General features: G+C 37.8%; 19 protein-coding genes and 1 pseudogene. 10 read left to right on the top strand and 10 right to left on the bottom strand.

Features of this window, described 5'->3' with window-relative positions; translation table 11 throughout:
• Nucleotides 1-14: 14 nt before the first annotated feature.
• On the top strand, nt 15-437 hold the full coding sequence (locus ABES02_RS22800) for a MarR family winged helix-turn-helix transcriptional regulator (protein ID WP_430139923.1): 423 nt from the start codon (nt 15-17) through the stop codon (nt 435-437).
• A 41-nt stretch (nt 438-478) separates the two neighbouring features.
• On the opposite strand, the gene ABES02_RS22795 is transcribed toward ABES02_RS22800, so the two are convergent.
• From ABES02_RS22795 to ABES02_RS22775, 5 genes are all read right to left on the bottom strand, one after another.
• Nucleotides 479-2,914: a cytochrome P450 gene (locus ABES02_RS22795; protein WP_430139921.1), complete on the bottom strand. Its 2,436-nt coding sequence runs from the start codon at nt 2,912-2,914 to the stop codon at nt 479-481.
• A 387-nt stretch (nt 2,915-3,301) separates the two neighbouring features.
• Entirely contained in the window at nt 3,302-3,574 is a 273-nt protein-coding gene (locus ABES02_RS22790; RefSeq protein ID WP_430139919.1) for a YqhV family protein, read from the bottom strand.
• 154 nt (nt 3,575-3,728) lie between these two features.
• Nucleotides 3,729-4,493 carry a sulfite exporter TauE/SafE family protein gene (locus ABES02_RS22785; RefSeq protein WP_430139917.1) on the bottom strand — a complete coding sequence of 255 codons (765 nt, stop codon included), beginning with the start codon at nt 4,491-4,493 and terminating at the stop codon, nt 3,729-3,731.
• A 117-nt stretch (nt 4,494-4,610) separates the two neighbouring features.
• On the bottom strand, nt 4,611-4,901 hold the full coding sequence (locus ABES02_RS22780) for a hypothetical protein (protein WP_430139915.1): 291 nt from the start codon (nt 4,899-4,901) through the stop codon (nt 4,611-4,613).
• Between the two features lie 129 nt (nt 4,902-5,030).
• Complete coding sequence (locus ABES02_RS22775) at nt 5,031-6,275, bottom strand: MFS transporter (RefSeq protein ID WP_430139913.1); 1,245 nt, start codon at nt 6,273-6,275, stop codon at nt 5,031-5,033.
• A gap of 163 nt (nt 6,276-6,438) precedes the next feature.
• Between ABES02_RS22775 and ABES02_RS22770 the strand changes: the two genes are divergently transcribed.
• Genes ABES02_RS22770 through cysC form a run of 5 tightly spaced genes read left to right on the top strand, consistent with a single transcriptional unit; the run spans nt 6,439 to nt 10,242 of the window.
• Nucleotides 6,439-7,224, top strand: a complete 786-nt coding sequence (locus tag ABES02_RS22770; protein WP_430139911.1) for a phosphosulfolactate synthase — start codon at nt 6,439-6,441, stop codon at nt 7,222-7,224.
• Complete coding sequence (locus tag ABES02_RS22765; protein ID WP_430139909.1) at nt 7,190-7,720, top strand: histidine phosphatase family protein; 531 nt, start codon at nt 7,190-7,192, stop codon at nt 7,718-7,720. Before ABES02_RS22770 ends, ABES02_RS22765 begins: the two co-directional genes overlap by 35 nt.
• A 30-nt stretch (nt 7,721-7,750) precedes the next feature.
• Nucleotides 7,751-8,461, top strand: a complete 711-nt coding sequence (locus ABES02_RS22760; protein ID WP_430139907.1) for a phosphoadenylyl-sulfate reductase — start codon at nt 7,751-7,753, stop codon at nt 8,459-8,461.
• Nucleotides 8,462-8,484: 23 nt separating this feature from the next.
• Nucleotides 8,485-9,633 (top strand): sulfate adenylyltransferase, encoded by a 1,149-nt coding sequence (gene sat, locus ABES02_RS22755; protein ID WP_430139906.1) that lies wholly within the window; start codon nt 8,485-8,487, stop codon nt 9,631-9,633.
• Nucleotides 9,634-9,645: 12 nt separating this feature from the next.
• The gene (gene cysC, locus ABES02_RS22750; RefSeq protein ID WP_430139904.1) at nt 9,646-10,242 is read left to right on the top strand and encodes an adenylyl-sulfate kinase; all 597 of its coding nucleotides are present in this window, start codon (nt 9,646-9,648) and stop codon (nt 10,240-10,242) included.
• 13 nt (nt 10,243-10,255) lie between these two features.
• On the opposite strand, the gene ABES02_RS22745 is transcribed toward cysC, so the two are convergent.
• Nucleotides 10,256-10,873, bottom strand: a complete 618-nt coding sequence (locus ABES02_RS22745; protein ID WP_430139902.1) for a YitT family protein — start codon at nt 10,871-10,873, stop codon at nt 10,256-10,258.
• Nucleotides 10,874-11,011: 138 nt separating this feature from the next.
• Nucleotides 11,012-12,172 carry a polysaccharide deacetylase family protein gene (locus tag ABES02_RS22740; protein ID WP_430139900.1) on the bottom strand — a complete coding sequence of 387 codons (1,161 nt, stop codon included), beginning with the start codon at nt 12,170-12,172 and terminating at the stop codon, nt 11,012-11,014.
• A gap of 283 nt (nt 12,173-12,455) precedes the next feature.
• Between ABES02_RS22740 and ABES02_RS22735 the strand changes: the two genes are divergently transcribed.
• The gene (locus ABES02_RS22735; RefSeq protein WP_430139898.1) at nt 12,456-12,902 is read left to right on the top strand and encodes a hypothetical protein; all 447 of its coding nucleotides are present in this window, start codon (nt 12,456-12,458) and stop codon (nt 12,900-12,902) included.
• Between the two features lie 63 nt (nt 12,903-12,965).
• Here the strand turns inward: ABES02_RS22735 and ABES02_RS22730 are convergent, their stop codons facing one another.
• On the bottom strand, nt 12,966-13,283 hold the full coding sequence (locus ABES02_RS22730) for a hypothetical protein (protein ID WP_430139896.1): 318 nt from the start codon (nt 13,281-13,283) through the stop codon (nt 12,966-12,968).
• Nucleotides 13,284-13,515: 232 nt separating this feature from the next.
• Between ABES02_RS22730 and ABES02_RS22725 the strand changes: the two genes are divergently transcribed.
• The 3 genes and pseudogenes from ABES02_RS22725 to ABES02_RS22715 all read left to right on the top strand — a co-directional run bounded on the left by ABES02_RS22725 (nt 13,516) and on the right by ABES02_RS22715 (nt 17,471).
• The gene (locus ABES02_RS22725) at nt 13,516-14,511 is read left to right on the top strand and encodes a VanW family protein (RefSeq protein ID WP_430139894.1); all 996 of its coding nucleotides are present in this window, start codon (nt 13,516-13,518) and stop codon (nt 14,509-14,511) included.
• Between the two features lie 505 nt (nt 14,512-15,016).
• A pseudogene (locus ABES02_RS22720) lies at nt 15,017-16,240 on the top strand (IS110 family transposase).
• 226 nt (nt 16,241-16,466) lie between these two features.
• A complete protein-coding gene (locus ABES02_RS22715; RefSeq protein ID WP_430139892.1) occupies nt 16,467-17,471 on the top strand; it encodes a DUF3231 family protein in 1,005 nt (334 codons plus the stop codon).
• 180 nt (nt 17,472-17,651) lie between these two features.
• On the opposite strand, the gene ABES02_RS22710 is transcribed toward ABES02_RS22715, so the two are convergent.
• Both ABES02_RS22710 and ABES02_RS22705 read right to left on the bottom strand, forming a co-directional pair.
• On the bottom strand, nt 17,652-17,927 hold the full coding sequence (locus tag ABES02_RS22710) for a CPCC family cysteine-rich protein (RefSeq protein ID WP_430139890.1): 276 nt from the start codon (nt 17,925-17,927) through the stop codon (nt 17,652-17,654).
• A 96-nt stretch (nt 17,928-18,023) separates the two neighbouring features.
• Nucleotides 18,024-18,587 (bottom strand): SMI1/KNR4 family protein, encoded by a 564-nt coding sequence (locus ABES02_RS22705; protein ID WP_430139888.1) that lies wholly within the window; start codon nt 18,585-18,587, stop codon nt 18,024-18,026.
• Between the last annotated feature and the right edge of the window lie 435 nt (nt 18,588-19,022).

Below are 19,022 nucleotides of genomic sequence, written 5' to 3'. Positions count from 1 at the left end.
TGAGGTAGTTAAGAATGAAGGAAGATTCCTTGGAAACAATTGAACTTGAATTAGCCATCCTTATTCGTCGTGTCACTTCAACTTCTTCTAGAATTGGTAATCTTGATCGTTCTGCCTATCTTTTATTACATCATATTGCCACAAAAGGTGCTGCTGGTGTGAAAGCATTGGCTGGAGAATTTCGGTTAGATATTTCGACCATAAGCAGACAGGCTGCTGCATTGGAGCAAAAAGGCTATTTGTCCCGAATTCCTGACGAAACCGATGGTAGAGCCTATTCGCTCCAGATAACGGAACAAGGGTTAAAAGAATTAAAAGAAGATAAACAAACACGGATGAAAAGAGTAGGGGAAGTTACAAGAACTTGGACTGATGAAGAACGGCAGACATTTGGCATGTTTTTAAAAAAATACAATCAATCTGTTTTTAAAGAATAGAAAAAGAGGTGACGCAAAATCTTGTCATCCTCTTTTTTGCTTTACTTTGTTTTACTTGTTTGCTTCAACGGTGACAATAGCTCAATAAACCTTTCGAAAGGAAGTTCACAAGCCGGGTATTTTTCTAATAAGGAAAGCATTGAAGTTCTTTTTTCTAGGACTTTTGCTTTGTATGCATCCTGATTGAGAAGGCAATCTATTTCTCTTTTATGTGGAGGACATACAGTAAAGGAAGCAAGTTCTTGAAGTTGTTCATGAGTGACAATCTCCTCTAAGTCCACACTAAAACTAAGTAAATCCCAAGCCCGAACTGGAAAATCTAATGGAAGATGTGTGGTTTCATGCTTCATTCCTGTTAATACCAATTGGTCATTTCTTTCCAATCCATATCGCTTCAGAGCACGGTCCACTAATTCTTCTGAATTATGTTGGAGTTCTTCAATATGAACATTTTCCTGTAAACTAGTCTTATCGTGTGCCAGTGTTTCTCCATTAACAAATTGAATGGTTAATCCGCTGGCTGACTGATTAGTCTCCTCTTTGATCTCCAAACCATATGCCTCATTTACTTGTTGCCAAAATGGTTCGTGCCAATCTTCAAACTGCTTTTCAAATTCACTGCTAGCGTCTCCTTGGCCCTTTTGGACTAACCGAGTCGCTCCTTTTTCAGCAAGCCTTTCATCAATAAAATTAGGAATGCTTTGATAGGTGCTTGCCCAATTGGTGTCACCGCAACCAAATACAGCGTATCGAACACCCTCGAAGTCTGATTTTTCTTCTGCTTTAAGCCACTTCACAAATTTACGGGCATTTTTTGGTGGGTTTCCATTATAAGAAGAGGAAATAATAACTACTAATCTTTCTTTAGGAAGCCTTCCTGCAAATTCATCAAGTGGGGCCACCTCACTTTGGAATCCTTTGAAACGAGCAGTAACCGCGAGATCCTTAGCAATCCCTTCTGCAGTACCCATATTAGATCCATAAAGCACGAGAAAAGGAGTATTATGGGAGTCAATAGTATCTTGACTAACTGGAGGTAAAAGGTTCTTTAGTCTATTAGTATCTTCACCAGTTTCAATAAATAATAAGGAATCCGTATTTTGAGATTCACGTGGACGAACTTGCATCGTTAAGCCATCCGGTTTAAGCGTTAATGTTTCTTTGACAGTTAATTGATAATCGGTATGATCAATAAGCTGGAAGTTCTTTAAAATCATCGCAATTAACAAAGTAGCTTCATGCATGGCAAATTGCTGCCCAATACAAGCACGCTGGCCGTTCCCGAAAGGTTTATAAGCATGGTGAGGGACGGTTTTAGGATCCTCAAATCTTTCCGGTCTAAATTCCTCCACATCATCCCCCCATGCTGCTGTATCCCGATGAAGTTTTAAGTTAAACACATTAACTACATCACGTCTCTTTAGGGGATACTTCCCAGCCAGCATCGTATCTTCTTTTGCATAAAGAGAGAAGAGTGGTGCCGTTGGCCAAAGTCTTAAAGACTCATTTAATATCATACGAATGTATTTCAAACTACGTACTTGTTGATAGGTTGGGATAGTACCAGTTAGTACTCGATCCACCTCATCATATGCCTTTGCCAGGATTTCAGGATGTTTCATCAGAAAATACAAGGTAAAGGAAAGTAATCCGCTTGTTGTTTCATGTCCGGCAATCAAAAAGGTAATAATTTGATAGCGGATATTTTCATCACTCAGCTTTTCACCAGTTATTGGATCGGCACTATTTAGCATCCGGGAAAGTAGATCTTCTGCGTCATGATCTTCACTTGCTTTACGTTCTTCAATAATTCGGTCAACGAGAGAAAACATGTATTCAATATCACGCTTAAATTGCTGTTTTTTCTTTACCATTAATTTATCATGTATACCTAGACGATTACTTTGATTCATGGCTTCGTCAAGGGCACGGCTCATACTTTTAATAAAGCGGTGCGGCTTTTCACGGTAAAAACTGTTAAAACGATAGTTGAAGCCGCATAAGCCAATCGTATCTAAGGTTAGACGAGTCATATCTTCAGAAACATCAATGCTCTCATCAGAATTTAACCTCGACCATTTTTGGATGAGTTGGACAGCAATATCCACCATCATCGAATGGTAACCCTTCATGGCACTCTGACTGAAACTTGGAAGGAGAATATTATGAGCTTTGCGCCAATTTTCCTCCTTGGTCCAACTGGTAAAAAGGCCATCTCCTGAAAAAGATCTTACTTTTTGCAACGGAGCATTGACAAGCTTATCAAAACGTGACTCATCGGAGGCATCTTCTACTAATTCAGCAGAAGATATAAATATACCTGTCCCCGTAGGGAATTTAAGTTTAAAAATAGGGCCGTATTCATAGCTAAGGTTCATGATGGATTGAGTTGGTTTATGTAAATCAAGTTGTGGGAGGTTACCAAGCGGGCCGTACGTTTTAGGCTGCGGAATCACAGCAGTGTCATTAGGTACCATGTCTTTTATGGATCTTCCTTCCTGTCAATTGGACTTATTTTAAAATTTATAATATTAAAATAATATTTGCATAGATTATAACACGTATGTGTTTTAAATATAAGATATCAGAAAATGAAAGATTAAGATGAATTTCGACAGAATTTTCGCATCCGACATTTTTAAGGTGCTAAGAAAACAATTGTAATCCTTGTAAACGGTTACAAAATAGAAAAACGCAGAAAAGGTAAGAAAAAGTGTCGAAATTATTTATGGGTTAATGGATTAAAGTCTGGTTCACCTTTAAAATTCCGGGGAGCGAATTATTATTTTGACAGAATATCTAATGCAAAAGTAGTAAAAAAATAGGAAGTTTATTCAGCTTCCTAATGTTGGTAAGAGAAGGCTCTAAGACTTCACACCTATTAAAATGAAACTAACTCCAAGGAAAATCCACAGCATCTTGAGATACGATATTTTTTCAACAATGCTAAGCGTACCGATCGTGGTTGTTAAAATTAAAATAAGCGGCCCCACTAGTGCTAACGTACTATTAACAATAAGTGCTTTTTCCACCGAATTAAACTTTATCATGAGAATGGCCGCCATTACCTCAATGCATCCTGAGATGATTCTTAAAAATGCCATTCCTAATACGGCCTTTTCAATAACTGTAAACATGCAAACCTCCTGTAACCAACCATTTCTACCACATTATATGTTGATTTTTCCAATTAAAGGACATGTTTTTCAAGTTAAGAGAAGAAGGGCTATTTCTCTATGGATTTATGAGAAAAACACGGTTAGTTTACCGTGTTTTTCTGTGCTGCAAAGGTTATATTAGTTTAAATCCACTGATTAATATGATAACCGCCATAATCGTTCGCAGTGGTTTTGCCGGAATCTTAGCTGACAAGGTGCTTCCTATAAGTACACCAGGTATCGAGCCCAGCAAAAGATTGAGCATTAATAAATAATCGACGTTGCCAATTCCCGCATGCATTAATCCAGCGGCGGTTACTAATAAAAAGGCGTGAGCGATATCAGTCCCAACCAGCTCAGAGGGCCTCATTTTATAAAGATATAACATAGCTAAAGCAAATAAAGAACCTGAGCCAATGGAGGTTAATCCAACGATAAATCCGAGAATGGCTCCAATACCAATGGTTAATATTCTTTTTTCATGGATTGGCTTCATTTGAAAATGATTTAACGAAAATTTATCCTTCGCAAAGGTCTTTATAAGTGTCGTTACTGCTACTAAAATTAACACGTAGCCTAGAGCATGCTTTATTACCAGTTCTTGATTGTGAAAAAAGGAGTCAAAAAGATGAAGCATCCCCACTGCGAAGATGGCGCTTGGAATACTGCCCAATGCCAAATATTTCACCAACCTGAGATTAATCGTCTTTTGGCGCCAATGCTGAATCGAACCAAACAGTTTCGTGATCGAATTATAGACTAGGTCTGTTCCTACGGCAATCGCTGGATTAATACCCAGCAAGATTAAAATAGGTGTTAATAATGCAGCACCTCCCACACCTGTCAGTCCCACTAGCAATCCGATGAAAAGACCCATTAAAATGATACCAATACTCATTTGGCACACCCCGAATTTGTCTATAACAAGATGAATTTACATCATTAATTTATGAAATGGTCAAATGTCTTGCTAATAAAAAAAGAGGGGACTCAAAGATTTATTTTGAGTTCCCTCTTATTTTTCTTCCTCGTCATTCAGTTTTATTTTTTTACAACCGACATATAAGCAGGTAAAAATATCAAGGCCTGGCTTTGCTTTTGTTAACCCTTTTAGATATGGGGTCACCAAATCTTTAAAATCAACACCAACGCCTTCTTCTTCCAAAATTCCATAAACGAACAGCTTTTTTTCATCAAACAAAAAAGCAACATTTCCGACCGCTTTGTTTTTCGAGTCAACGACATTTAGGACTTGAAATTGAGGTGTAATCACCTCAGGAGAAAAATAAATTTGCAATCCTATCATTCCTTTTCTGTCTAGCTACAGCGCCTAGCCCCTCTTTGGTCTAAGCCACTCCCAAAATGAAGGCAAAAAGCGCCTTCCTTTTGGGAGCGTCTTATGCTTGTCGGGGCTGAACAAGGCGCTTCCGCTTTTCTAAGTAAACTGTAATTTTTCGAAAAGAGTGTCGCTATTTTCTGTAGGTTCTTTTTTCGCTACATGGATAAGTACGAGGCAAAGGAGGCAGCATAGCAATGTTAATCCTGCCGTTGTTAGAAACATCCCTGTACGTGACCACTCCATTAATTTACTAAAAATTGGCGGGCCAATGGCCACACCTAAAAAGCGTACAGAACCATATAAAGAAGTTACAAACCCTCTCCGGTCAGCAGGAACGGACCCGGTAATAAAACTGTTAATGCAGGGTAGAACAAGTCCTGTCCCAATACTGCTTATGACAAGAACAGTAAAGAAGGGAACTAATTTATGAAATAAAATAAGTGTCGAAAATGAAGCCGTCATTAAGAGTAAGCCCAATACAATTAAAGACTTCATTCGTTTCATTCTTTTCCCGATTTTACTTCCGGTTACATAGGAGGTTGTCGTCATAAATAAAAGGGGAATCGCAAGGATACTTCCTTTTAAAAGACCATCAATTTGATGATCTTTTTCAAGAATATCCGAAATGTAGAACAAAATTCCAAAAAGGGCAAATAGGCAAGTTGCCCCTGTAATATAGGCGGCAAATAACCATCGTCCTTCCGTTTTAAAGACGGAAATCAGCCCTTTGATATATTTGCCTATAGGCGGAGGCTCTTTTTCCTTTTTCTTTTCCTTGATAAAAAAAATGGTTAAAAGTACAGAAATAAAGCAAAAAACGGGAAAGGCGAAAAATACAGCGTACCAAAACAGAAGCGCCAAAAGCGAACCAATGATAGGACTAATGACTTTCCCCAAACCATTTGACGCTTCTACTAAGCCTAATACTTTGCTTTGCTCTGCGCCTTTAAACAAATCTCCAGTAAGTGCCATGGCTATTGGTGCGGTTCCCGCCGCGCCAATTCCCTGCATAACTCTTCCAGTTAATATCCACAAATAAGAATTTGAGAACCAGGCAGCGGCAGCTCCAGCTAACAGTCCGCCGGCTCCATATAAGATGAGCGCCGGAATAATGACGGCCTTTCGCGAAAACCTGTCTGATAAGTATCCCAAAACAGGTATAGAAATAGCAGCGGCGAATGAAAATACCGAAATAATGAAACTAATCTTAAATTGTGAAACATCCAGCTCTGTTTTCATCTTTGGAAGAATCGGAATTAGCATCGAGTTACCCAGAACAAGAATCAGCGGAATGGAACCGATGGCGAAAATCGTTAAGCCTTTATGTTTTTGCTTCGGCACTGAATGTACACCCCTGACTATAATAATTAGCTTTTTTATTGTTTGAAGGCAGGCATTCATTTATTCAGACAAATGCCTATTTTCTAAGGAATGGGCCCATTATTTACACATTTACCCAATTTCCGAATAATCTATTCTAGAAAAATAGAGGAGGCGCATCCTTATGGATTTTTTAACCTTGCCAAAAAGGACTTCCGGAATCAGGACCTATGGACTGACTTCAGTTGTCGATTTCGGAACTCCAATTGGTGAATTAAAAAATATTTTAGCTGATTACAGCCCATATATTGACATTGCTAAAATTGGCATCGGATCTGCAGTGGTTACACCTAACATAAAGGAAAAAATAGAACTTTATAGGCAATATAACATAATCCCTTATTGCGGCGGCACTTTATTTGAAAAATGCTATTATCAAAATAAACTCACGGAGTATCAAAGCTATTTAAATGAATTAGGTGTAAACTGGGTCGAAATATCAAATGGAACGATAGATATTCCATTACAAGAACGCCTCCATCTTATTTCTCTTTTTAAAAAGGATTTTCATGTGATTTCAGAGGTAGGATCAAAGGATTGTCATAAAGAAATGCCAATCTCTGAATGGAGAAAGGAAATACGGCTCTTATTAGAAGCTGGCTGTCATTATGTGATTACAGAAGGCCGGGATTCGGGTACTTCGGGAATATATGAACAGTGCGGAAACGTTAAATCCGATTTAATACAGGAATTACTAAGAGATATCGATCATAATAAAATCATTTTTGAGGCTCCCTCCGCAAAACACCAAATGTACTTTATTAACGAGATTGGACCGAACGTTAATTTAGGAAATGTAAAACTATCAGATGTGCTTGTATTAGAAGCCCAACGCTTAGGACTTAGAAGTGAAACATTTTATCTGGAGGAACACGATGCAGCTTACCTTAATCAGACATCTTCCAACTGAATGGAATATCAAGACATGGCTTCAAGGGAGAAGGGATATTGAAATATCGGACATTACTGCTGAGGTGGATAAAAAAATTGCCGATAATCAATTGCTCCTTCAAAGTAGGTCACCATTTAATCATGTTTTAGCTAGTTCTTTAAAACGTACCCATCAAACAGCTCAACTTTACGGTTATAAGTGCGAAACAGAAGAATTGTTGGACGAATTAGATTTTGGAATCTTTGAAGGTGTACCAAAGGCAAAGATGATAGAAGAATTCGGAGACAAGTGGACTGAATCACCAAAGGATATTGTTCTAGGGGAAAGTATACAAAACTTAGAGGAAAGAATTGTTGTATTTATAGAAAAATACAGGCATGCTCCTAATGTTCTAGCATTTGGTCATGGCTCTTGGATGAGAGCGATCGTTTCCTATAAACAATATGGACATATAAACAATATGAATAAAATCACCATCGGAAACAATGAATGCATCACCATACAGTCCATATAAAAAGGTTCGATAGAATTGGGGGGAGTGAAATTGTCGGAATTGCTGACATATGAAAATTGGAATGAACAAAAAGAGGCGGAAATTCTAGTTAAGCACCCAGACTTTTTAGATGTGTTAAAATGGGCTTTCCAAGAATATGGGAATGAAATAGTTTATGCCTGCAGCTTTGGAGCCGAGGGAATCGTGTTAATTGATTTAATCCACAAGGTTAAGAATAACGCAAAAATTATTTTCCTTGATACCGGACTGCATTTTTCTGAAACATATGAATTAATAGAGAAAGTGAAGCAGCGTTATCCAACATTACAAATCGATTTGATTAAACCAGTTATGACGCTTACACAACAGGAAAAATGGTATGGTGAAGAGCTTTGGAAGCATAATCCAAACCTTTGCTGCCATATGAGAAAGGTCGTTCCCCTTAGAAATGCTTTAAATGATATGAAGGCTTGGATTTCCGGATTAAGAAGAGAACAATCCCCAACCAGAAGGACCACAAATTATATCAATCGAGATGAAAAATTCCATAAAATAAAAATTTGCCCTCTGATTCATTGGACTTGGGAAGATATTATGACCTATATCCATCTAAACAAACTCCCATATAATTCCTTACATGATAATGGATATCCCAGTATTGGCTGTGCCACTTGCACGAAAGCAATTAAGGAAACAAATGATAGTCGATCAGGACGTTGGGCGGGATATTCGAAAATTGAATGCGGCCTTCATCAACAATAGAAAGGTTTTGGGAGGAAAGAATGGTGAGTGAAAGTGTGCCCCACGGGGGTAAATTAATATATCGTTTAGACCATACTTACCCGATAGATTTATCGCGTAAAATGATTGAGCTTGATAAGTTAGAATTAAGTGACCTGGAGTTAATCGCAAACGGAGCCTATAGCCCGCTTGAAGGATTTATGGGAAAAGCGGATTATGATTCAGTTGTGAAAACCATGAGATTGTCAAATGGACTTCCTTGGTCCATCCCAATTACATTAGCAATCGATAAAATGAAGGCACTGGAAATTAAAGCAGGAGATACGATAAATTTAGTTTATTTCGGTACGATTTATGGGGTTATGGACGTTAAAGAAATGTATATTCCTGATAAAAAATTCGAGGCAGAAATGGTGTATCGAACATCGGATTTAAATCACCCAGGTGTAAAAAAGCTTTTTGACAGATCAGAAATTTATGTCGGAGGTCCGATTACACTTATAAAACGGCCGCTCAAAACAATGTTTTCGGCCTACTATTTGGACCCTTTGCAAACAAGGAAGAAATTTAAAGAACTAGGCTGGAATACGGTTGTCGGTTTCCAAACCCGCAATCCTGTGCACAGAGCACATGAGTATATTCAAAAATCCGCATTGGAGACTGTCGATGGACTTTTCCTAAACCCGCTTGTCGGAGAGACAAAGGCCGATGATATTCCAAGCGAAATTAGAATGAAAAGCTATCAAGTCCTGCTTGAAAACTATTACCCAAAAGATAGGGTGTTTTTGTCTGTATTTCCGGCAGCCATGCGTTATGCAGGACCAAGAGAAGCTATTTTTCACGCAATCGTGCGGAAAAATTTTGGATGTACTCATTTTATTGTCGGAAGAGACCATGCCGGAGTTGGGAATTATTATGGAACTTATGATTCACAAAAAATATTCAGCCATTTTACAGAAGAAGAAATGGACATCAAACCGCTCTTTTTTGAAAATAGCTTTTACTGCAAAAAATGCGAAAATATGGCTTCAGAAAAAACTTGCCCTCATGACAAACAACATCATGTCATATTATCGGGAACAAAAGTAAGAGGGATGTTGAAGAACGGAGAGCAGCCGCCGAAGGAATTCAGTCGTCCAGAGGTAGTCGATATCCTCATTCAAGGGATGAAGGAAGTTTTTACCAAAAACTAAAGGGTGTAGGAAATGAAAAATAGAAACATTACTTGGCATCAATCCGCGGTTACAAAAAAGGACCGCCATCTATTAAATGGACATAAAAGCTGTGTTCTATGGTTTACTGGTTTATCAGGTTCTGGTAAATCTACCTTGGCTAATGCAGTTGATTATGAATTGTACCAGCAAGGTTTTCATAGTTATGTTTTAGATGGTGACAATGTCCGTCATGGGTTAAACAGTGACTTAAGTTTCAGGGTTAAGGATCGAAAGGAGAATATTCGTAGAATTGGAGAGGTGGCGAAACTCTTCATCGACAGCGGTCAAATTGTATCTTCTGCGTTTATTTCTCCGTTTCAGGAGGATCGGGAGATTGTCCGTCAATTGTTTCAACCGGAAGAGTTTATTGAGGTTTTTGTGAAATGTCCTCTGCACGTTTGCGAGGACCGGGATCCAAATGGGTTATATGTGAAAGCAAGACAAGGCGAAATTCCTGAATTTACGGGAATATCCTCCCCATATGAAATCCCAGATAAACCAGAAATCATCATTGAAACGGATAAACTTTCAATTGACCAATCAGTAGAAGCAGTTATTTCCTATTTAAAAGAACAGAAGATCCTGTAGTAGCAGGGATCTTCTATCTTTTTCTCCATGATGCGCTTAAAAAACTTAATTTTTGAAATTTGAATTGATAGATATAATCAATGATATTCGTAGAGAAAAATTGGCAAATAATCGCAAAGACAACAATTTTATAATTGATGACGAGGGCGGTTAATAAAAAGATGAAGAAGTTAATTCCCATCATCACTTTTCCAGGGCTCCAATTCTTATAGTTCGCAATCATTAACGCCGGAATGACCATGCCACCGCTAGAGGCTCCAGCACGAATCAGTAAACCAACGCCTATCCCAAAAAAGATTGACCCACCTACAATATCAAACAATAAATTTATATGTTGAAAGGGGACTTGAGAGGTTAGGAAGCTAACCGTTGTTGAGGTTGTGGCAACTGAAATAATGGTTCGAATCGTCCAGGTAAATCCAAAATATTTTAGGGCGAACATTAAAAAAACGATATTGGCCAGCCATAAGGAAAATCCAAGTGATAAATGGAACCAATGGTTCAGTAAAATAGCCAGTCCTGCGGCACCACCGGAAGGAATCGAGTGTGGAAATAAAAAAACAGACATTGAAATTCCTTGAAGAGTGGCTCCAAATAGTAAGCAGAAATAGGTTAATAGTGTTTTTTTCATATGTAATTGAATAATTCCCTCATATTAGCGGTTAGACCCTCCAAAATTAATTCCTCCTCCATTAACCTTCCTTGTCCATTTTATGATTAGATATTTTAAAAAATGCAAAAAGGGCCATTTGGTATGGCCCTAGTGGTTTTAATTTAACAGTTCCGTTAGTGTAACTAATTGGTACCCTTGTGCTTGTAACCATGGTATGACAGTGTCTACAGCTTTCGGGGTATTGATTCCGCCTATATGCATGAGAATGATATCACCGTTGCTTGCTCCCGCCTTTATACGTGAGACGATAACCTCTGTAGTGGGCTGCTGCCAGTCGATAGTATCAAGAGACCATTGGATACTATATCGGTAGCCTGCTTCCCCAACTGTTTTTAATGTGGTTGCGTTGTAAGATCCGAATGGGAATCGGAAATATGGTTGGGGCGATTTTCCAGTGCTAGTCTTAATGGCCTGTTCTGCTTTGATAATATCTTGCTTAAAGTCACCGGAGGGGGTTTTTAAGGCATCAGGATGGGAGTAGGAATGGTTCCCAATTTCATGCCCCTCATCGGCAATACGTTTTGCGAGGTTTGGAAATTTCTCGACCCATTTTCCGGTAAGGAAAAAGGTTGCTTTTAAGTTATATTTTTTCAGAACATCTAATATCGCAATACCCGCAGCATCACTGCCCGCATCGAAGGTTAAAGCGATTTCTTTTTTCTGCAGGCTGCCGTTTGAAATGAGCACAGATGATGCTGTTGTAGGCGGAGGATCCTGTTTTGGCGGTTCTGCTGGAGGCGGGGGCTCGATATTGCTTCCATAAAGTTTTAAAATCTGACCAACATTGATAGTATCAGATTTTAGATTATTCCATTGCTTTATTTTTACGACAGTAACCTCTGCACGAGTGGCAATGGAGTATAAAGTGTCTCCTTTTTCTACTTGATAATTAACCAACTTATCTGCAGGTACATTAATTTTTTCTGGTGTTTCCGGAGTCGGGTTATCTGGTTTTTCCTCGGATGGATTTTCAGGCGGTGGATTCTCCTTAACAGGTGGTTCCTCTTTTACAGGGTCAGGTCCGTTATTCTGCCCTCCACTAGCAGGTGTTTCAACCTTAGGTGGTTTAATATTGTTACTTTGGTCAAAAAGGTTCCAATCCTGGAAAAACAACATGAAAATAACAACGATGAAACTTAGAGCAGACAGTGTAAAGAAAATCCATTTACCAGATGTCCTTTTGAAGTGGGAGACGATTCCTAAGACAAGAAAAATCGTAAAGACAAGAATTGTAACAAGAATGAAGATTTCTGACATGTTTTGTTCCCCCTTTATTTCATTGCATAAACAGGGAGCAGAAATCGATTTGATTATTCAATTTTTGACTGCAGCTATAATGGGGAATATGTAGAGGTATGGTTGAGGAACAACTAATTTCTGCCTTAATTATACCATATGAGTCATTCGCCCATACGTTCCCGTATAATTAGTAGTTATTTTTTTCCTTTTTTGAAAAAAGGATTATAATAAAGGTGGAAAAGAATGACTCCATTCGTTTCGGCTTAGATTTTCCAAATCTATTCGAAAGAAGATGGGGAAGATGAACAAAACCAAAGTTTTATCTTACGGAACGGGTGCGTTTTTGTCATTGATTGGGTTAGGAGCTATTGCCGCTGGAATGGGACTCGTATTAGAGCCGGACGGCTCTGGACTTGGGATGTCACTCGATTTATTGAGGGATTCACCCTTCGAGGACTTCTTAATTCCTGGAATTACGCTACTTGCGGTAAATGGAATTTGTAGCTTAATTGCAGCACTCTTATCTTTTATCAACCATCGATTTGCAGGGAAAATTACCGGACTACTCGGGGTTGCGATGATAATTTGGATTTCTGCTCAAGTTTACTGGATTGGCTGGGAAAGTTGGTTGGAGCCGACCTTCCTCGTAGTGGGGGTTGTAGAAATGATTCTTGGCTATTTCTTAAATGCGCTTAATCCTGATAATCATGGATTGTTTACTGGACATCATGGTACCCATGCCCATTAATTATACAAGGATCATAAACGCACTGGTGATGTTCACCGGTGCGTTTTAAAGTTTAATGAGCTTTTATTTCTTCTCACTTATCGTCCGGTAAATCTGAGTATACATACTGCCTTGAATAATATTTTCTAGAAAAAAATCACCAATCAGCTTTAGATATTCTTCATCGTCAAACATTTTCTTATTTTGTAACTCCATCTCTGCTAATCCTTCATAGGTTGAAAGTAGTGCATATGTATGATCCTCACCGGACACAGGTGTCAAAATCTCAATCTTATGGTCGTAATTTTCATTTCGATATTTTTTAATCTCTTTTAAATTCTCGATCCCCTCTTTAAATTTCTCCTGTTTAATCTCAAACGTCTGATAAATATATACAGACATTTTTATCACCCCCATAAAACTAGCAAGTCTGGTTTTAATATGTTCGTATTTCCTTTTTTTATTCACTTTTAGTACTTTAGTCATTATTTTATTTTTGGCAAAATGATAAAATTAAGTTTAATATTTTCACTATGGGAATATGGAAATTGTTTGAAACAATTTCCTTTTGAAATCGTCTAAAATAGTATAGGTTTTAAACCATTTATAATCAGAGGGGAAAATTTGGGAGAAAATGGTAAATATTAATTGGGCAATTTCACTTTTATTAGCAGCTAGTTTAATAGGTTTAGCTGGGTGCGCAGAGCAGATAACTAAGGAAAAAGAAGCAAAAGCAACAGGAATCCAAGAGAAACAGACTGTCAAGAAAAAGGTAGAAGGAAAGAAACAAGAAGTAGAGATACCCGTTTTTGTTAATATTATCGATCCGAGTACAAAAGCAGTTATTAAAACTCTTTCTCCAAAGGATTTGGGTTTTAAAACAGATATTGAGAATTACAAAGCAGAAATCTCAAGCATGGCGAAGGAATTAGCGAGAGGAACGAAAGAAACTCCTGGATATGACAAAAGAATGATTCTTGATAAACTGAATACCAATGGCCAGGTGATAAAAGGAACCCCTCAAACCATTCTTGATGAAACAGAATTGACTGAAAAGATCCTGCAGGTGTCTGAAAAAGGCGGTGATGTAGAAATCCCGTTATATGTTACAGCAAGTGGGTATAAGGTGGATGACGTCTCACATTTAGGAGAGGTGGTTGTGGCCTCGTATACCACTCATTTTAATAGCAGTTTGGCTGGAAGATCCAAAAACATTGCTTTATCCGCTGCAGCTATTAATAATGTAATTATTGGCGCCCAGGATAGTTTTTCCTATAATACAACGGTAGGGCCTAGTGATGCCGCACATGGTTACCAAAAAGCACCGGAGATTCAAGAAGGGAAATTAGTGGAAGGGTATGGGGGTGGAATATGTCAGACCTCTTCAACCCTTTATAATGCCATTGATCAATTAGGGGTAAGCTATATCGAAAAGCATCATCATTCCTTACATGTAGGCTATGTTCCGGAAGGAAGGGATGCAACCGTATCTTATGGCGGCAAGGATTTTCGATTTAAAAATACAACTGATGTACCGATAATATTAAAGGCAATCGTAAGAAAAGGATCCATTACTGTTGAGGTCAGGACAGCAAAAGCTTATCAAAACCTTATAAAGAAGCCAGTTTAACGGGAAAAACTTCACCCATAAAATCATTGGGACCAATGTCTTATTATTTTATTAAAAGTCAAGGTATTGGTTAGAATCCTTTATAACAATATATATATTTATTTAATGTCACACACTATAAAGATTAAAAAAAGAAGGATAGGTGAGCGGAATAAAATATGCTCTATCTATCCTTTTTTGTACTACAAATACCTCCATTTACTACAACAAAAAATTTGTATGTTGTTGAACTAACGCACCCGTTAGCCATCCATGAATCGCTAAAAACCAACTCTTCACCACAGAGAATGAAAATGTTTTTAAACCGTCAATACTGATTCTACGGCTGGAGAGGAAGGTCGATGAACTATGGTGCGTTAGAGCCCATCCGTTAGTCTGACTCCAACGACCACGGTGCACCTCTGACTGTCGCTCCCTTACGGGAAGCACACATGGTAGATTAATCCTATTCTGGTTGCTGCACCAGCCTCCAATATTATTGTGAGCCGTAGAAAGGATGTTTTCAATGGAAGTAGTCATTGAAAGAGCATGCGGTATGGATGTCCATAAGGACAATATTACTGCCTGTATTTTGACACCTGAAGGAAAGGAGATTCAAACGTTCTCTACTAAAACTGTATTTCTATTACAGTTGGTTGACTGGATTAAACAACATAATTGTACCCATGTCGCCATGGAGAGCACGAGTGTTTATTGGAAGCCTATTGTGAATTTACTAGAAGCTGAGGATATTGAGTTTTTAGTGGTGAATGCCCAACATATGAAGGCAGTCCCCGGACGTAAAACAGATGTTAAGGATGCAGAATGGATTGCCAAACTTCTTCGTCATGGACTGTTGAAAGCTAGTTACATTCCAGATCGTAATCAACGGGAGCTACGTGAACTCGTTCGATATCGTCGGAGTATCATTGAGGAACGTGCAAGACAAATCAATCGAATCCAAAAGGTATTAGAAGGAGCGAACATTAAATTGGGTTCAGTTGTCTCAGACGTTTTGGGTGTTTCAGCTCGAGATATGCTTGACGCTATTGCCGAAGGCGAAGAGGATCCTGAAAAACTAGCAAACTTTGCACGTCGCTCAATGAAAAAAAAGAAAGATGAGTTGGCATTCGCACTTAAAGGTTATATTCAATCCCATCAACGTCTAATGTTAAAAACGATTTTAAGACATATTGACTTTTTGACTGAAGAGATTGAGATGCTCGATTAAGAAGTAGCGAAAAGAGTACGTACCAACCAAGAAGATGTGGAACGATTAGATTCTATACCTGGTATAGCCACCAGGATGGCTGAGCAAATTTTAGCTGAAATCGGAACTGATATTAAGAAACAATTCCCAAGTGCAGCCCATATGTGTTCCTGGGCAGGTTTGGTTCCTGGACAAAACGAAAGTGCCGGGAAAAGGAAATCAGCTAAAACCAAAAAAGGAAATAAGTATTTGAGATCAGCATTAACTGAAGCAGCTCATTCAGTAAAAGGTTCGAAGAACTATCTCGGAGCACTGTATCGACGAACAGCATCACGAAAAGGCAAAAAACGAGCCGGAATAGTGGTCGCACATGCCATGTTACGTATCTCTTATTATCTCTTAACAAGGAAAGAAATGTATGTAGACTTAGGCGAAGACTACTTTGATAAACAGAGACAGCAATCCATTGTTCGGCATTCACTACGAAGACTTGAAAGTTTAGGATACACAGTTACCTTACAAGAACCAGAAGCATCTTAATCTATTCAACTCGATTCCAAAGATCAATGAATTAGGCGCTCTCCCTTTTTTAAAAATGAATGAGCTGCGTCTTCTTTAGTATTGCCTTTTTTTCTGAATTACAGAAGTTTATTTTCATGGTAGTTCAACAAGAAACTGCTCAACTATTATCAACTAAAAGGTTTAAGTCCAAGGAAACGCATAACTATTTCTGAGTCAGTAAAAAATACGGAAGAGGTGAGAACAAATGGAAAATGATAATTTAAAACTTACGTCTTCCGAAATTGGAACACTATGGGGGGAGTATATGAATGGAACGATGACCGAGATAGTAAATAAATATATGATTTCTATTTTGGAAGACGAAGAGGTGAAAAATGTTTTTGAAATTGCCATTGAGACATGGGAAAAGCAAAAGAAGCAGCTTGTTTCCTTCATGGAGAAAGATGGTTTTCCAGTTCCGAATGGATTTACTGAGTCCGATCTTAATAAGGGTGCAAAGAGATTGTTTTCTGACACATTCTGCTTAAATTATTTACATATAATGACGATACATGGTTTGTTGGGTCATACCACTGCTTTAAGTGTTTCTGTCAGAAAGGACCTACGGGAATTTTACAATTCATGTGATAATGATGCAAAAAGGATGTACGATTTAACCATTGAGTTATTGCTTAAAAAAGGAAAATTCCAACGAGATCCCTATTTCTATCCTAAAGAGAACCCTGAATATATTTCCACCAAAGATTTTACTGATGGATTCTTCGGAAAAGGGAGACTTTTATCTGCTACAGAAATAATCAGTGTTTCTCTTAACATTAAAAAAAGCATTATGGCAAAAACTCTTTCAATCGGGTTCAGTCAAGTCGCTGAATCGGAAGAAATAAGAACGTTTTTTGAGGAAATAGGAAAAAAGGCAGATGAAAACATACAAGCCCTTGCAAGTATTTTGCACAAGGATAATTTGCCCGTTCCAATGTCGTGGGAATCAGACGTTACAACGTCACAGGACTCTCCTTTTTCAGATAAATTAATGTTGTATCATATGGGTTTCTTGGGTCAAACTGCACAAGTATATTACGGTACAGGTCTAGCAGGAGCCATGCGAGCAGACCTAGCTGTCGTTTATGAAAAGACAATTCTAAAAACATTAACATTGACAAAAAGTTGGTTCGATATTATGGTGGAAAACAAATGGTTAGAACAGCCACCACTTGCTCCCAATAGAAAAGAACTTGCACAAGATAAATAAGATATACCCCTCATTAGTGAGGGGTATACTTTTAATTAACTTTTTAATTTAAGGGATAATTTCAACATAAAGTAGTTATTTCCTTCTTCAGCTAATCTGCCCCGTTTGTTGAAGAACAAAAAAAGCCGCAGCAGCGACCTTTTGTTACGCTCAAGCACCAGTTAGTTGAAAAAGGAATAATTATTTTTCAGATAATGGCTTCCAATTTTTATCCCTTGTTTCATCGATAGTTGGTTTTCTTACATTCTTTATAAATCTTTCTTCTACTGCTCCGAACTTCAAAAAATTCTTTTGACTATCTCTTAATGAAAAGTCGTTTGCACCACCCCAATAATTTACGTCTTTTGCTTGAACATAATCATCGTGCCAATAACATACTTCACAAATTATATCGGTCCCAGGAGGTTTCTCATATAAAGTCTTATAACCGCAACAAGGGCAGGGATACTTTTTCATTTATCTTCACCTCTTCAAAACTAAGCATTTATTGGCATCTGGATCTTTAAGGAAAGCCCCCTTTACTTCAATAGGTAAGATTAAAGACTACAGAAATTATCCCACCAAATTACTCCAAAAAGGGATTTCTTTTATGTTATCAAAATCAATATCCTGTTGGTCCATTAAGTCAAATTCAACCTTAAAATACGTCGTCAAATTATCACCATAAAAAATAATATCTGTTTGATAAACAGAATATATTGGATTTCCACTTTCAGAAGGCGTGTCAGAGATATACCTATGGGAAAAAATCGGTATTAGTTTAGGAGCTTTTTTGAATTCTTTAGTAGCAATTTCAATAGCATCTTTTAACGAATTAGGCTTCTCTCCCCAATCATCCATCCAAAATTCATTATTTTTAATATCAAAAATCATACCTTCTAATGGCCAATTGAAACGCTTTTTTATATGTTTTATGTTCTTTTCACTTTTATCCCTCCAATTAACAAACCCTTTAGAAACTGGTAGAGCATACATTAACAATTCTTTTAAATCTGGAGGGAATTTGAAGCCATATAGTGATTCAATCTCAACAATTTCGTCATCATTTAACCCCTTCGAAAACTTTACACCCTGATTTGTTAATATTCTTTGAATATAAGCACAATCCAATTTCAATTAGTACCCCGCCTTAATATGAACAGTTTGACTAAACAATTCCTCACTCTAAATTAACGAGCCTTTTTTTAAAATATCCTGCCCAGTTAGTGACACAGGAAAAAAGGCTACCTCTGCAACCTTTGTTAAACTCAAGCACCCGTTAGCTTAACAAGTACCTTCTGGAAACATTCGTCAAAGTTGCACACTAATTTTCTATAACAAAGTGAACTAAACAAACTACAAATACATATAAATGCCTATAGAGTTTTTAATGACTATGTACTTGTTCGATGCGGCTGTCGTGTCAATGCTGAATTTTTTTAAAAAACAACTTCTCTATCTTTCCTGAACAGGTAACAAACATTTCCGCAAGCTTATGCTGCGAGGGAGGTAAGTAATTTGCCGTTTAAACCACATCCCAATAATACTGCTATTGTAATCACAGACCCACAA

Origin of the sequence: Neobacillus pocheonensis (assembly GCF_050477905.1) — a bacterium.
GTDB lineage: Bacteria > Bacillota > Bacilli > Bacillales > Cytobacillaceae > Neobacillus > Neobacillus pocheonensis_A.
Note: the sequence above shows the minus strand (reverse complement) of the source record. Positions and strands in the feature narration are given on the sequence as shown.

Bases quoted from the DNA above. Each gene is read 5' to 3' on its own strand.
- ABES02_RS22765 (WP_430139909.1), top strand. From the start codon at position 7,190: ATGCAGCTTACCTTAATCAGACATCTTCCAACTGAATGGAATATCAAG.
- ABES02_RS22800 (WP_430139923.1), top strand. From the start codon at position 15: ATGAAGGAAGATTCCTTGGAAACAATTGAACTTGAATTAGCCATCCTT.
- cysC (WP_430139904.1), top strand. From the start codon at position 9,646: ATGAAAAATAGAAACATTACTTGGCATCAATCCGCGGTTACAAAAAAG.
- ABES02_RS22785 (WP_430139917.1), bottom strand. From the start codon at position 4,493: ATGAGTATTGGTATCATTTTAATGGGTCTTTTCATCGGATTGCTAGTG.
- ABES02_RS22795 (WP_430139921.1), bottom strand. From the start codon at position 2,914: ATGGTACCTAATGACACTGCTGTGATTCCGCAGCCTAAAACGTACGGC.
- ABES02_RS22735 (WP_430139898.1), top strand. From the start codon at position 12,456: ATGAACAAAACCAAAGTTTTATCTTACGGAACGGGTGCGTTTTTGTCA.
- ABES02_RS22780 (WP_430139915.1), bottom strand. From the start codon at position 4,901: ATGATAGGATTGCAAATTTATTTTTCTCCTGAGGTGATTACACCTCAA.
- ABES02_RS22715 (WP_430139892.1), top strand. From the start codon at position 16,467: ATGGAAAATGATAATTTAAAACTTACGTCTTCCGAAATTGGAACACTA.
- ABES02_RS22770 (WP_430139911.1), top strand. From the start codon at position 6,439: ATGGATTTTTTAACCTTGCCAAAAAGGACTTCCGGAATCAGGACCTAT.
- ABES02_RS22725 (WP_430139894.1), top strand. From the start codon at position 13,516: ATGGTAAATATTAATTGGGCAATTTCACTTTTATTAGCAGCTAGTTTA.
- ABES02_RS22740 (WP_430139900.1), bottom strand. From the start codon at position 12,172: ATGTCAGAAATCTTCATTCTTGTTACAATTCTTGTCTTTACGATTTTT.
- ABES02_RS22790 (WP_430139919.1), bottom strand. From the start codon at position 3,574: ATGTTTACAGTTATTGAAAAGGCCGTATTAGGAATGGCATTTTTAAGA.
- ABES02_RS22730 (WP_430139896.1), bottom strand. From the start codon at position 13,283: ATGTCTGTATATATTTATCAGACGTTTGAGATTAAACAGGAGAAATTT.
- ABES02_RS22710 (WP_430139890.1), bottom strand. From the start codon at position 17,927: ATGAAAAAGTATCCCTGCCCTTGTTGCGGTTATAAGACTTTATATGAG.
- ABES02_RS22745 (WP_430139902.1), bottom strand. From the start codon at position 10,873: ATGAAAAAAACACTATTAACCTATTTCTGCTTACTATTTGGAGCCACT.